Source organism: Crossiella sp. CA-258035 (assembly GCF_030064675.1).
GTDB lineage: Bacteria > Actinomycetota > Actinomycetes > Mycobacteriales > Pseudonocardiaceae > Crossiella.
The window spans coordinates 7097501-7110953 of record NZ_CP116413.1 but is presented as its reverse complement, the minus strand read 5'-3'; the positions used below and the strand labels follow the sequence as shown (position 1 = coordinate 7110953).

The window sequence follows — 13453 nt, the reverse complement described above, 5'->3', positions numbered from 1 at the left end:
CGACACGGTTCGGTCGATCGGCTTACGCTGTCGGGTGATGAGCACCGAGAGCACGCCAGCGAACCCCGCCGCGCCCCGCCGTCTGCTGTTGACGCTGCTGGTGGCCGCGGTGCTGCTGGTGCTGGACCAGCTGACCAAGTTCTGGGCGGTCGACGCGCTGACCGGCCAGGCCCCGATCCCGGTGATCGGGGAGTTCATCCGCTTCCGGCTGCTCTACAACCCGGGCGCGGCCTTCTCCCTCGGCGCCGAGTCGACCTGGGTCTTCGCCATCCTCAGCGGGGTGGCGGTGATCGCGCTGGTGTGGATCGCGCTGCGGGTCCGCTCCACCGGCTGGGCGCTGGCCCTGGGCCTGCTGCTCGGCGGCGCGAGCACCCACCTGCTGGACCGGCTCTTCCGCGAACCGGGTTTCGCCAGGGGGCACGTGGTCGACTTCATCGACTACAACGGGTGGTTCGTCGGCAACGTGGCCGACATCGCGCTGTTCTTCGGCGCGGTCTCGCTGCTGGTGCTGAGCTTCCGCGGGGTCAACCTGGACGGCACCCTGGAGAAGGACAAGCAGAGCGCCTAGCTCACCCGCTGCGCGCCTGGCCCAGCTGCTGGCGCCCGTAGAAGGTGGACAGCAGCAGCATCGCCGCGCCCGCGGCCACCAGGTCCTGCTCCAGGTCGGAGACGGTGACCCGGACCGGCTGCCACTCCGGCGAGCGGATCTGGGTGCGCAGCGCCCGCTCGATCTCCCGCACGTAGTACTCCCGCGCGGTCTCCACCGCGCGCCCGGCCAGCACCACCTGGTCGATGTCGAGCAGGTTCACCAGGTCGGCCACCGCCCCGCCGAGCAGCCGGGCCGACCTGGTCAGCTCGGCCCTGGCCACTCCGTCGCCGGCCGCGGCGTCCGCGCACAGCTGCTGGAACTCCGGCAGCACCTCGGGGTTTATCGGCGAGGGCGGCCCGCCGGTGCCGCGACGGCGGCGCACCCTGGCCAGCACGGTGGCCGGCGAGCAGAGCACCTCGACGCAGCCGCGCCGCCCGCACGCGCAGTGCGGACCGGTGGCCTGCAGCGTGGTGTGGCCGAACTCGCCCGCGTTGGTCCGGCTGCCCCGGTGCACCACGCCGTTGAGCACCAGCCCGGCGCCGATGCCGGTGCCGATGTAGACCAGCGCGGCTTCGGAGAGCCCCTCGGTGCGCCAGCCCTCGGCCACGATCGCGGTGTTGGTGTCCTTGTCCAGGATCACCGGCAGCCCGGTCATCGCGGCCACCCGGTCACGCAGCGGCACGTCCACCCAGCCGGGCAGGTGGGTGGCCTGGTGCACCACGCCGGTGTGGTGGTCCAGCGGGCCGGGGCAGCCGATGCCGAGGCCGAGCAGCTTGCCCTGCGGCACCGCGCCACCGCTGACCATGCCCAGCGCGTGCTGGGCGAGCAGCGGGATCACCACGTCCGGCGTGGGCACCGCGGGCATCGGCACCCGGCGGCGGTCCAGCACCGTGCCGGCCAGGTCGACCAGCACGAACCGCAGCTCGTCCCGGTCCACGTGCGCGCCGAGGGCGAAGCGGGCCTCGGGCAGCAGCCGCAGCAGCGTGCGCGGTTTGCCCACCGTCGGCGCGGCCTGACCGGACTCCGCGACCAGGCCCTCCTCGATCAGCCGCCCCACGATCTTGGACACCGCCTGCGCGGTCAGCCCGGTGCGCTGGGCGATCTCCACCCGGCTCAGGCCCTCGGTGCCGCGGATGAGGTCGAGCACGAGCGTGCTGTTGTGGCCGCGCAGCGCGCGGAGGTTGGCGCCGCTCGCAGGCGGTCGCGGGGTCGACGGTTCCGACATCAGTTTCAGATCATGGCATCTTGCTGTTAATCAACAGTGTTGTTTTAATCTCGATATGGTCTCCACAGACGATCTCCGCGTCGGGGTGCTCGGGTACGGCATCGCAGGCGCCGTCTTCCACGCCCCACTCATTGCCGCCACCCCCGGTCTGCGGCTGAGCGCCGTGGTCACCGCCAACCCGGAGCGCCAGGCCGCGCTGCGCGAACGGCACCCGGACACCCGCGTGCTGGGCTCCGCCGAGGACCTCTTCGCCGCCAGGGACGAGCTGGACCTGGTGGTGGTGGCCACCCCCAACCGCACGCACGTGCCGCTCGCGCTGGCCGCGATCGAGGCCGGGCTGCCGGTGGTGGTGGACAAGCCGTTCGCGCCCAGCGCCGCGCAGGCCAGGCAGCTCACCGAGCGCGCCGGGGCGGCCGGGGTGCCGCTGACGGTGTTCCAGAACCGCCGCTGGGACAACGATTTCCTGACCATCCGCAAGCTCGTCCAGGACGGGCGGCTGGGCCGGGTGCACCGGTTCGAGTCCCGGTTCGAGCGCTGGGCGCCGGCCCCCTGGGACAACTGGCGCGAGCTGCCCGGCGCGGAGGAAGCGGGCGGCATCCTGTTCGACCTCGGCGCGCACCTCATCGACCAGGCGCTCCAGCTGTTCGGCCCGGTGACCTCCGTCTACGCCGAACTGGGCCAGGTCAGGGCCGGTGTCCAGGTCGACGACGACGCCTTCGTCGCGCTGACCCACCGGGGCGGGGTGCGCTCGCACCTGTGGATGAGCGCGCTGTCCGCGCAGCTCGGCCCGCGTTTCCGGGTGCTCGGCGACGCGGCCGGCTACACCAAGTTCGGCCTGGATCCGCAGGAGGACGCGATGGCCGCGGGCGGCATTCCAGGTTCACCGGGTTGGGGGACCGAAGTTCAGTCGGCCTGGGGACAGCTCGGCGTCGGCGCGGAGGCCGAGCCGGTGCCCACCGAGCCCGGCGCGTACCAGGACTTCTACGCCGCGGTGGTCGCGGCGCTGCGCGCGGGCGGCCCGCTGCCGGTCGAACCGGCCAGCGCGATCGCCGCGCTGGAGGTCATCGAGGCGGCCAAGCGGTCCGCCGAGTCGAACGAGCCCGTGGTGGTGACGGCATGAGCAGCCCCTGGACCCTGGACGAGCTCACCGAGCAGGAGCTGGACCTGCAGTTCGACCGCTTCGACAACGACACCGCCTGGGAACTGGGCACGCACCTGGTGGGGGCGGCGCGCGCGGCCGCGCTGCCGGTGGTGGTGGCCATCCACCGCAACGGCCAGCGGCTCTTCCACGCCGCGCTGCCCGGCACCTCCGCCGACAACGACGCCTGGGTGGAGCGCAAGGCCAGGGTGGTCGCCCGGTTCGGGCACAGCTCCTTCCTCATCGGCGAGCAGTGCCGGGCCAAGGGCAGCACCTTCGAGGAGACCATGCGGCTGGACCCGGACGTCTACGCCGCGCACGGCGGCTCGTTCCCGGTGACGGTGCGTGGTGTCGGCGTGGTGGGCTCGATCACCGTCTCCGGGCTGCCGCAGGTGGAGGACCATCGGTTCGTGGTGGCCCAGCTCACGGAGTACGCCCGCGAGACCACGCGCACTCACTCCTTGTGACTAGCAGAATCCGGCCCCATCCGTTCGATTGGAGGATGTACCGCTCTTCGCCGGACGAGCTATAGTTGACGAGTCTCAGCGCGATGGTGGTTCTACCACCAAGATAATGAGACCTCAGAGCCCCGAGGCCGGACCCCCAGCGGCCTCGGGGCTCTCTTTTATGCCGCGATCTTGGCGACCAGTTCGAAGGAGCGCAGTCGCTCCGCGTGACCGGGCACCATCGAGGTCACCATCAGCTCGTCGGCCATCGTCTCGGTCAGCAGCTTCTCCAGCCCGGCCGCCACCGTCTCCGGCCCGCCGATGATCTGGCTGGCGAACCTGGCCTCCACGAACTCCCGTTCCAGCGCCGAGTACGGGTAGTCAGCGGCCTCCTGCGCGGTCGGGAACAGCCCCGGCCTGCCGCCGCGCAGCCGCAGGAAGGACAGTCCACCCGGACCGGCCAGCCAGCGCGCGTGCTCGTCGCTGTCCGCGGCGATCACCGAGGCGCAGACCATGGCGTAGGGGCGGTCCAGCTCGGCGGAGGGCCGGAAGTTGTCCCGGTAGAGCGCCAGCGCGGGCAACGTGTTCTCCGCGCTGAAGTGGTGCGCGAAGGCGAACGGCAGCCCCAGCATCCCGGCCAGCCGCGCGCTGTACCCGCTGGAGCCCAGCAGCCACACCGGCGGCCGGTTGCCCGCGGCCGGCACCGCGCGCACCGGCGGCTCGGGCTGGCCCGGCACGGGCTCGTCGAAGTAGCGCACCAGCTCGCCGAGCTGCTCGGGGAAGTCGTCGGCCGACAGCGGCGAGGCGGAGCGGCGCAGCGCCTGCGCGGTGCGCGGGTCGGTGCCCGGCGCGCGGCCCAGGCCCAGGTCGATCCGGCCGGGGTAGAGCGCCTCCAGCATGCCGAACTGCTCGGCCACCACCAGCGGCGGGTGGTTGGGCAGCATCACCCCGCCGGAGCCGACCCGCATGGTCGAGGTGACCGCGGCCACCTGGCCGATCAGCACCGCGGGAGCGCTGCTGGCCACGCCGGGCATGTTGTGGTGCTCGGCCAGCCAGAACCGGTGGTAGCCCAGTCTCTCCGTCTGCGCGGCCAGGTCCAGGGTCTCCCGCAGCGCGGTGGTCGCGGTGGAGCCGTTGGTGATGATGGCCAGGTCGAGCACGGACAGCGGAACGGAACGAGACAGCGGCATGTCCGGTGCAACGCGCGGATAGCCCGGCTGCTTCCCGGTAATCGGTTCCTTTGGCGGCTTTACCACCCTGCGCCGACTGTCTAGACAGGGCACATGGCCCCTGAGTCGCCCAGCCGACGCACCTTCCTGACGGCCGCCCTGACCACCGCGGCGGCCCCGCTGATCTTCCCGGCCGGCGCCGCGCAGGCCGCCGCCGAAGCCGCCGCCCCGGCCGGGCGGCCGGCGGGCCGCGAGCTGCGCGCCCTGCTGCGCGAGATCGACCCGAAGCGGATCGAGGCGACGGTGCGCACCCTGGCCGCCTTCGGCACCCGGCACACCCTCTCCAGCCAGGACGACCCGAAACGCGGCATCGGCGCGGCCCGGGACTGGCTCTTCGCCGAGCTCAGCCGCTACGCCGCGGCCTCCGGCGGCAGGCTGACCGTCGAGCTCCAGTCCTACATCCAGCAGCCGGACCCGCGCATCCCGGTGCCCACCAAGATCACCAACGTGCTCGCCACCCTGCGCGGGAGCACGACCACCAAACGCACCTACGTGGTCGCGGGCCACTACGACTCGCGCGCCTCGGACGTGATGGACGCGGTCAGCGACGCGCCCGGTGCCGACGACGACGCCTCGGGCGTGGCAGTGGTGCTGGAACTGGCCCGGATCATGGCCAAGCGCCCGATCGAGGCCACCGTGGTCTTCGCCGCGGTCGCGGGGGAGGAGCAGGGCCTGCACGGCTCCCGCCACCTGGCCAGGCAGCTCAAGGCGGCCGGCGCGGACGTGCAGGGCATGTTCACCAACGACATCGTGGGCAGCAGCACCGCCGACGACGGCAGCAAGGACCCGCGCACGGTGCGCCTGTTCGCCGAGGGCGTGCCCACCTCGGAAACCCCGGAGCAGGCCAACGTCCGCCGCTCGGTCGGCGGCGAGAACGACTCGGCCACCCGCCAGCTGGCCAGGTACGTCCGCGAGGTCGCGGGCGAGGACGTGACCGGCATGAACGTCCGGGTGATCCACCGGCGGGACCGCTACCTGCGCGGCGGCGACCACATCCCGTTCCTGGAGCTGGGCTTCCCGGCGGCCCGGTTCACCGAGCCGAACGAGGACTTCGCGCACCAGCACCAGGACGTCCGGGTGCAGGACGGCAAGCAGTACGGCGACCTGCCCGAGTTCTGCGACTTCGACTACATCGCCCGCGTCGCCAAGGTCAACCTGGCCACCCTGTGGTCCCTCGCGCAGGCCCCCGGCACCCCCACCGGCGTCGGCATCCTCACCCAGGCGCTGACCAACGACACCGAGCTGGTCTGGCAGCGGGGCCCGGAGGCGGACCTGGCCGGGTACGAGGTCCTCTGGCGGGAGACCACGGACACCTGGTGGACCCATGTCGTCCCGGTAGGCGATGTCACCCGGGCGACGGTCAAGCGGTCGAAGGACAACGTGTTCTTTGGAGTACGGGCGGTTGATCGCGCCGGACGTCACAGTCCAGTGGCTTTTCCGTTGCCAGTGCGTTGAGCGGGCCCGGAAAACCCACTTGCGGAGCGTGCGGGCACGTACACCCGATGTAAGGACTAATAGGGTGGATGTCGTCAGCATCCGGTGAAGTGGGTCTGGAGGGGTTCGTGGACGCGGTCGTCCATCTGGTCGGCTCGCTGTTGTCGACGCTGCACCGCCTGTTCGGCTTCGCGGTCTGCCCAGGCGACTGGGCCTGGACCGTCACCGCCGCCGGTGTGGTCTTCGGCCTGCTGCCACCACTGGGCGCGATCTGCGTCGCCCTGCTGCGGCACGGCATCGGCAACCGGTACACCCCGGCGACCACCATCCCGATCGCCGCCTTCGGCCTGGCAGGCACCCTGGTCCTGCCCTGGCTGGCCTTCACCGCCACCGACCGGATCATCACCGCGGCCGCCAGGGGAGTGCAGGTCGGCGGCCTGACCGGCGCGGGCGAGTCCATGGGCCGGGACTTCTGCTTCCTGGGCACCCAGGGCCAGTACCTGGCCAACGCCCCGGAAGCCGCGGACGCCCTGTTCAACCCCGGTGGCGCCACCAGCTGGCTGGGCTCCATCGGCTACATCTTCCTGATCGGCGTGCTGCCGGTGCTCATCCTGCTGGCGGTGATCTTCCAGAGCCTGCTGGCCTTCCGCCGCGGCCCGAAGTGGCCTGCCTGGCTGTTCTTCCGGCTGCCGTACGTCCTGCTGGCCATCCTGACCGTGCCGCTGAGCGCCAGCATCCTCGGCCACCTGTGGCTCGGCTTCCTGCCCACCTCGATCGCGGGCATCTTCGCGGTCATGCTGATCGGCTCACCCCGCCGCTCGGTCATCGTCCGCTCCGAACGCGACCCCGAACCCGCGGAGAAACGCCAGTTGGAACCCCGCCAGCCCCTGCCGCCCCCCAAGCCGAAACCCCTGGCCGAGCCGGTCCGCCCAGCCAGCAACCAACTCCCGCGCAAACCCACCACAGCGCCACCGAACCCCACCCGCATCGACCCGGCAGTCCGCCTGGCCGAACCCCTCCCCGCAAAACCATCCACGGCGACCAAGGTCGCCCCAGCCCCGATGCACGCGGCCCACGCGAACTCCGGCCACGCCAACTCCGCCCAGTCCGCACCCCCGCCCCAGTCCGCGCGCAACGCACCGCAACCCCCGCCCGGCGCAGGCCGCCCCGCCCAGGAGCCGCCCACGGTGATCCGCGGCCAGGAGCCACCCACGGTGGTCCGGAGCCAGGAGCCGCCGACGGTCGTCCGCGGCCAGGAACCCCCCACCGTGGTCCGCGGCCACGCCCCGCCGACCGCCGTCGCCGGCCACGAGCCGCCCACGGTCGTCCGCGGCCAAGCCTCGCGAGCCGCCAGCGCGGGCCAGGAACCGCCCACGGCCTTCGTCGGCCAGCCCCCGCACCCGGCCGCGGGCCAGCAGTCCCCCTCCGCCGCAGGCCAGCAACCGCTGTCCGCGGGCCAGCACCCCCTTTCCGCAGGCCAACAGCCGCTGTCCGCAGGCCAACAGCCGCCGTCCGCGGGCCAGCAACTGCCGTCCGCGGGCCAGCAACCCCCGCCCGGCGCCTCCGGCCGCCCACCCGCAGTCATGAGCGGCAAGCCCCCGACCCTCCAAGCCCCAGTCGGCGCCCTGGCCAACACCCCAGGCCCCATGCCCGCCTTCCTCGCAGGCGCGGGCGCCGCCGGTGCCGCCGCCGCGGGCGCGGGTGCGGTCGCAGGCGCGGGCCGGATGGCCTCTGGCGGCACCCGCACCACCCCGGTGCTGCCCCGAGGCGGCGTCTGGCACCCCGCAGGCGGCCGGTTCCGCAGGTTGCGCAAGCTGGGTGCCGGCGGCTTCGGCCAGGTCTGGCTCGCCATGGACACCAGCCTCGGCCGCACCGTCGCGGTGAAGCTGGCACACGCCCCCGACGCCGAGACCGAGCAGCGCATGCTCCGCGAGGCCCGCGCCCTGGCCGCCGTCCGGCACCCGAACTGCGTCCGGGTCTACGACGTGGTCGAGGAACCCGACGGCCTGGCCATCGTCATGGAGTACATCGAAGGCGGCACCCTCGCCGACGCCGTGCACAACGGAGGAGTCATCGACGACGTCTCCGCCGCCCGCCTGTGGGCCACCATGGCCGGCGCACTGGCCGACGCACACGACCAGGGCGTGCTGCACCGCGACGTCAAGCCCGCGAACGTGGTCCTCGACGAGGGCGGCACCGCCCACCTCATCGACTTCGGCATCGCCCGCTCCAAGGGCGACAGCACCCTGACCGCCACCGGCATGATGATGGGCACCCCCGACTTCATCGCCCCCGAGGTCGCCGCGGGCGCCTCCGCCTCCCCAGCCGCCGATGCGTGGCAGTTGGCCGCCACGGTCAGCTACGCCCTGGCCGCCCACCCACCCCGAGGCGTCTTCGAAACCCCGGTCTCGGCGCTGATGGCCGCGGCCAAGGGCACCCCCTGCACCCACATCCCGCAGCAGAGCGCCCACCGCCACCTGCTGGCCGCCGCCCTGGACCCCGACCCGCGCCGCCGCCCCACCCTGGCCGTGGTGAAGACCGAGGTCTCGGCCTGGCTGATGCGCCACGGCGCGGTCATGGACGGCCCGGTCTCCACCACCGTCATGCCCCGCACCCCCGACCCCACCACTCCGCCCCCCAAGTACAAGCCCTAGCCCGCACAAGCGAAGGCCCCACACCCGAACTCCGGATGTGGGGCCTTCGCCTGTGCGCCCTGGCCGAGGCCCAAGCCTCGCTCATCTCGCTACCTGCCCAGTACTCCCACTTCTTCTCCGGCCAGCGACCACTCACCCCTGCTGCCGCTGGCCGAGTTGGGAGCTGCTCGTCAAGGCACCAGGTGCTGCCGGTAGTAGTTCAGCTCCTCGGCGCTCGCCACCCGCCGCTGGCCCGGCAACGGTCCAGGCAGCGGCGGTGCCACCGCAGGCGGTGCCGCCACACCCTCGGTCGCCGCCGCGGGCGCCAGCAGCTCGACCGACCGGAGCAGCGCCGTGACCGCCAGCACGATCAGCACACTGGCCGACTGCGCCGCCGCCATCGCGATGTCCGTCGAAGTGGCGTCCGCGCCGGTGTACCGCAGCACGAACCAGCCGACCGCGGCCACCGCCGCGAGCCAGCCCAGCGTCAACCCGATCGGGCTCGGCCGCCGCGCCACCCGACGAGCTTGTCCCACCGCCAGCAGCACACCCACCAGCAGGCAGCACACCGTCGCCGCCAGCAGACCGCCGCCCAGCGTGTCGCTCAGCCGGTGCCAGCCCGCCTCCATGGTCGCGGTCGACACCGTCGCCACCCACAGCGCGCCCGGCACCGCCGCCAGCACCCGCAGCCTGCTGGGCAGCACCACCAGCAGCGCCAGCACCAAGGCCATGGCCAGGCTGACGTGACCGCTGGGGAAGCTGTTGTGCGAGGGCAGGAACCGCCCGGCGCCCAGCCTGGGCCGCTCCAGCAGCGACAGCTTCAACACCTGCGAGCAGGCCACGGTGAGCCCGGTCGCCACCAGCGCGGCCAGCCCTGCCCACCAGCGCCGCCCGACCAGCGCCACCAGGATCACGCCGACCACCGCGCCGATCAGCAGCGGACGATCGTTCATCAGCTCCAGCAGCCCGGAGTCCTCGTCCCTGAGCAGCAACCCCGGCCCGCGGCCACCGGCCGCCAGCACCTCGTTCTCCCAGCGCTGCCCCTCGGGCGTGCGCACGAAGGAGATGTAGCTGACGACGAAGGCGAGCAGGAACAGCGGCGCGGACAGTGCGATCCGCCAGGCCACGAAGGAACCGGTCGAGGAGGGACGCATGCCTACACCGTCCATCCGCGATGTATCAGCCATGCCCGTGGCATGTCATGGTTCTGTCACAGACCAGCCGAACCTCCTTCACGTCTCTCGCCGGAACACCAGGTACAGCACCCGCAACGCGATCACCGAGCTGATCACCAGCAGGTTGTAACCGAACACGTGCAGCAGGCTGATCCCGTCAGCCACCATCGGACCGGCGGTGGTGCCCAGCAACAGCACCGCCATCACACCGGTGGTCGCGGTTAACACGGTCAGCAGCACCTGGTTCAGGAACCCGCGCAGCACGCGCCGGTCCCGCTCGTCGGCGAACAACCGCACGTTCACCCCGAGCCTGCCGCGTTCCAGCGCGCCGGTGATCCGCTCCAACCGCCGCGGCAGCCTGCGCAACACCGGGATCAGCGCCAGCAGCTCCTGACTCGCCGCCTCCTTCAGCGAGGACGGGTGCAGCGCCGCGCTCACCTTGTCCCCGGCGAAGGACCGCGCTTCCGCCACGATGTTGAAGCCAGGCGCCAGCGCGGCCAGCGTGCCCTCCATCGTGGCCAGCGCGCGGAACACCGCGGCCACCTCCGGCGGCACCGTCAGCTGGTAGGCGGCGACAAGCCGGAACAGGTCGGTGAACATCTCCACGTCCGGCCGCATGCCCGGACCCAGGTGCCGCGCCATGAACTGCCCGACAGCCCGCTCCAGCGCGGACTCGTCGATCTCGTCCGGCCTGCTCACCACTTCCAGCAGGGCATCGCTCATCGCCGCTGGATCACCACGGTCGATGGCCAGCAACAGGTTCTGCACCGCGCCCCGCAACTGACCGTCGAGCCGGCCGACCGACCCGAAGTCCAGCAGCCCGAGCCGCCCGTCGGTCAGCGCGAGGATGTTGCCCGGATGCGGATCGGCGTGGAAGACGCCGTCCACCATTACCTGCTGCAGCAGGCACCGCAGCAACGCGCGTGCCAGCTCCGGCCGGTCCGCGCCGTCGGGTAACCGCCCACTGAGCGGCACCCCGTCGAGGCGTTCCATCACCAGCACCCGCTGGGTGCACAGCTGCTCGTGCAACACGGGCAGCCTGATCCCCGGATCACCGCCACGCACCGCGGCGGCGGCCTCGACCGCGGCCATGTTGCGCGCCTCGATCCGGAAGTCGAGCTCCTCGCGCAGCGCGTCGGCGAACCCCTTCGCCAGCTCCACCACACCCAGCGCCCGGCCCCAGCGGGTCCGCACCTCCAGGGTCCGGGCCAGCCGGTCCACGATGTCCAGGTCACGCTCGACCACCGGCCGGATGCCGGGCCGCTGGACCTTCACCACGACCTGCTCACCGGTGCGCAGCGTGGCCCGGTGCACCTGCGCGATCGAGGCCGCGGCCAGCGGTTCCCGGTCGAACTCGGCGAACACCTCCTCCGGTGCGCCGCCCAGCTCCGCCCGCAGCACCAGCTCGACCTCGGCATACGGCGCCGGAGCCACCTGGTGCTGCAACCGGCTCAGCTCGGTGACGAACTCCTCCGGCAGGATGTCCCGCCGGGTGGAGAGCACCTGGCCGAACTTGACGAACGTGACGCCGCCGTCCTCCAGTGCCAGCCACAGCGACCTGGCCAGCTTGGACTGCCCCTGCGTCGCCGACTTCCGGCTGCCGCGCAAGTAGGGGCTGAGCCCGTGCCGGAACGCGATCCGGCTGATCTGCGAGTACCGCCGCGCCCGCCCGAACCGGCGCCGCAGTCCGCGCAGCCACTCCACCGGACCCGGCACGGAACCGGGCGGCACCAGCACCTCGGCCAGCACGAGCAGCACCATCGGCACCAGCACGGCCAGGCCGATCCAGACGGTGACCAGCGAGCCCGCGCTGTCGGCCTGGAACATCACCCTGGCCAGCGGCGGTATCAGGAGCAGCCCGATGACCGCGGCGATGACCGCGCGCACCAGGCCGACCCGGAAGCCCAGCAGCCTTCGCAGCACGATCACGAAGACGGTCAGGACCACCAGGTAGGTCGCCGGAGCGAGTACGAGGTTCACGAGCCAGTTGTCGTCCATCGCCTCCGGACGCTACCGAGATTTCCGAGGGCGTCCGACCAACTTGGCGCGATGCGTTCACCCAGGTCAGCGATGAAATTGACTGCGGAGCGTCAGCTCAACGGAGTAGCGAAACGCTGATCAGCAGTGACGCCGCGGCACAAGATCATCAAACCGGCTACCGAGTTCTGCTGCGCGCGGAATCGGCACCAGTCCGGCCGGCTCAGGCACGCTCGCCAGGAACCGCAGCAGCTCCCTGGCCACCTTGTCGTTGCGCCGGAACGAGGGCGCGTTGGTCCGCGGCCGGGCGAACGCGGCCACCGACCGGCCGCTGGTGTGCGCGCCGAGCGCGAACCGGCGCGGGTGCGCCCGCCCGTCCCGGTCCAGCACCCGGGCGTCGTCCCCGCGAACCAGCAGCAGCCCGGTGTTGTGCCCGAACGCTCCCTCGGCCAGCACCTCCTCGGCGCCGTCCCCGGCCAGGACCAGGCGCCGCAGCAGCTCATCCGCACTGCCCCTGGCGTTCGCCCTGGGCAGCCGCGCCTCGATCAGCCCGGTCGCCACCAGCTCCTCGGCCACCACGGCGCTGCCGGCCACGAACCGCCCGCGCCCGGCATCCGCCCGCACCCACATGTCCGGCCCGAGGAACCGTACGATCCCGGCCTCGGCCAAGGCCAGTAGCTGCGCCAACCGGTCACCCGGCGGACCACTGGCGTAGAAGCCGAAGAACCCGGCCCACCACCCGTCGAACTCCTCGACCTGCGACCGCGCTGACAACCGCCCGCTCGCCAGCAGCCGCGGCAGCTGCCCGTACACCGACAGCAGCGCCAGGAACGCCCCCAGGTCCGCGGAGAACGCTGGGTCCGACCGCCGCGCCAGGTCCTGCTCGATGTAGTCCCGCAAATATCCGCCGAGGTCAGCGAACCGGTCGAAGCTCATCCCGTGCAACGGCCGGTCCAGCCTGGCCAGGTCGAGCCGGTCCGCGCTCGCCGGCACCGCCCGCGCCACCAGGTCCCGCATCCGTTGCCCGAGGAACTCCAGCTCGGCGAAGCTCCCGGCGAACTCGTCCCAGTCCATCGTGACCTTGTCCGGGTGGCCGGTGAACAGCTCGCGGTAGTAGCCCCAGCCGATCTCCTTGGCGATCGCGGGCCACACGTCCCGGCGGAACTCCAGCCGTCCCGGCTGTGCCAGCAGCCGGTCCACCGCGTCCGCGTCGAAGAACCTGGGCAGGTCCGGCGCCGCGCCCTGCAACCGATAGGTGGTCTTCGCGTGGTGGGGAACTCCGCGCCTGGATCCGACGTACAGCACCGGCTCCCGCCTCGAAGGCAGGTAGCGCAGACCGTCCGGAGTGGTCTCGAACCGTCCGCCGCGGCCCTCGGTCAGCAACACCATCAGGTCGATGAACGCCTGCCCGAACCCGCGCATGACCACGGTCTCGCCGGCCGCGATCTCGGACAGGTCGGCGTCGGCCGAGTACTCCGGCGGCAGGTAGGACAATCCGTGCTCGGCGGCGAAGGCGGCCAGCCGCCGCTGCTCGGCGTCGGGCTGGGCGTCCAGGTGCCCGAGCGCCAGCACCACCGCGTCCGCCGGCAACGGTGCCGCCCGGTCGG

The 13453-nt window shown here is 72.3% G+C and carries 10 protein-coding genes (1 of these 10 only partly in view); 5 read left to right on the top strand and 5 right to left on the bottom strand.

All coding sequences use genetic code 11. From position 1 onward, the window contains the following. Positions 1–37: 37 nt before the first annotated feature. Positions 38–568, top strand: a complete 531-nt coding sequence (gene lspA / locus N8J89_RS31885; protein WP_283660696.1) for a signal peptidase II — start codon at positions 38–40, stop codon at positions 566–568. A 1-nt stretch (position 569) separates the two neighbouring features. Here the strand turns inward: lspA and N8J89_RS31880 are convergent, their stop codons facing one another. Next, positions 570–1814 (bottom strand): ROK family protein, encoded by a 1245-nt coding sequence (locus N8J89_RS31880; protein ID WP_283660695.1) that lies wholly within the window; start codon positions 1812–1814, stop codon positions 570–572. 55 nt (positions 1815–1869) lie between these two features. Between N8J89_RS31880 and N8J89_RS31875 the strand changes: the two genes are divergently transcribed. Both N8J89_RS31875 and N8J89_RS31870 read left to right on the top strand, forming a co-directional pair. Beyond that, complete coding sequence (locus N8J89_RS31875) at positions 1870–2934, top strand: Gfo/Idh/MocA family protein (RefSeq protein WP_283660694.1); 1065 nt, start codon at positions 1870–1872, stop codon at positions 2932–2934. Then, positions 2931–3419 carry a heme-degrading domain-containing protein gene (locus N8J89_RS31870; protein WP_283660693.1) on the top strand — a complete coding sequence of 163 codons (489 nt, stop codon included), beginning with the start codon at positions 2931–2933 and terminating at the stop codon, positions 3417–3419. The genes N8J89_RS31875 and N8J89_RS31870 overlap by 4 nt, the downstream gene beginning before the upstream one ends. A gap of 158 nt (positions 3420–3577) precedes the next feature. Here N8J89_RS31870 and N8J89_RS31865 read toward each other — a convergent pair whose 3' ends face one another. Further along, a complete protein-coding gene (locus tag N8J89_RS31865) occupies positions 3578–4588 on the bottom strand; it encodes an LLM class flavin-dependent oxidoreductase (protein ID WP_283660692.1) in 1011 nt (336 codons plus the stop codon). 93 nt (positions 4589–4681) lie between these two features. On the opposite strand from N8J89_RS31865, the gene N8J89_RS31860 reads away from it, so the two are divergent. Further along, complete coding sequence (locus tag N8J89_RS31860; protein WP_283660691.1) at positions 4682–6082, top strand: M20/M25/M40 family metallo-hydrolase; 1401 nt, start codon at positions 4682–4684, stop codon at positions 6080–6082. A 107-nt stretch (positions 6083–6189) separates the two neighbouring features. Then, entirely contained in the window at positions 6190–8715 is a 2526-nt protein-coding gene (locus N8J89_RS42030; RefSeq protein WP_502868353.1) for a serine/threonine protein kinase, read from the top strand. A 170-nt stretch (positions 8716–8885) separates the two neighbouring features. Here N8J89_RS42030 and N8J89_RS31850 read toward each other — a convergent pair whose 3' ends face one another. The 3 genes from N8J89_RS31850 to N8J89_RS31840 form a co-directional block, all read right to left on the bottom strand. Then, positions 8886–9848: a phosphatase PAP2 family protein gene (locus tag N8J89_RS31850; protein WP_283660690.1), complete on the bottom strand. Its 963-nt coding sequence runs from the start codon at positions 9846–9848 to the stop codon at positions 8886–8888. Positions 9849–9926: 78 nt separating this feature from the next. Beyond that, complete coding sequence (locus N8J89_RS31845) at positions 9927–11867, bottom strand: ABC1 kinase family protein (protein WP_283660689.1); 1941 nt, start codon at positions 11865–11867, stop codon at positions 9927–9929. Between the two features lie 120 nt (positions 11868–11987). Next, positions 11988–13453, bottom strand: the 3' portion of a protein-coding gene (locus tag N8J89_RS31840) for an FAD/NAD(P)-binding protein (protein WP_283660688.1). It continues 508 nt past the right edge of the window; the window shows 1466 of its 1974 coding nt (coding positions 509–1974); the start codon falls outside the window, past its right edge; the stop codon is at positions 11988–11990.

Coding starts and splice junctions, on each gene's coding strand:
- N8J89_RS31850 (WP_283660690.1), bottom strand. CDS start 9,848: ATGCGTCCCTCCTCGACCGGTTCCTTCGTGGCCTGGCGGATCGCACTG.
- N8J89_RS31875 (WP_283660694.1), top strand. CDS start 1,870: ATGGTCTCCACAGACGATCTCCGCGTCGGGGTGCTCGGGTACGGCATC.
- N8J89_RS31845 (WP_283660689.1), bottom strand. CDS start 11,867: ATGGACGACAACTGGCTCGTGAACCTCGTACTCGCTCCGGCGACCTAC.
- N8J89_RS31880 (WP_283660695.1), bottom strand. CDS start 1,814: ATGTCGGAACCGTCGACCCCGCGACCGCCTGCGAGCGGCGCCAACCTC.
- N8J89_RS31860 (WP_283660691.1), top strand. CDS start 4,682: ATGGCCCCTGAGTCGCCCAGCCGACGCACCTTCCTGACGGCCGCCCTG.
- N8J89_RS31870 (WP_283660693.1), top strand. CDS start 2,931: ATGAGCAGCCCCTGGACCCTGGACGAGCTCACCGAGCAGGAGCTGGAC.
- lspA (WP_283660696.1), top strand. CDS start 38: ATGAGCACCGAGAGCACGCCAGCGAACCCCGCCGCGCCCCGCCGTCTG.
- N8J89_RS31865 (WP_283660692.1), bottom strand. CDS start 4,588: ATGCCGCTGTCTCGTTCCGTTCCGCTGTCCGTGCTCGACCTGGCCATC.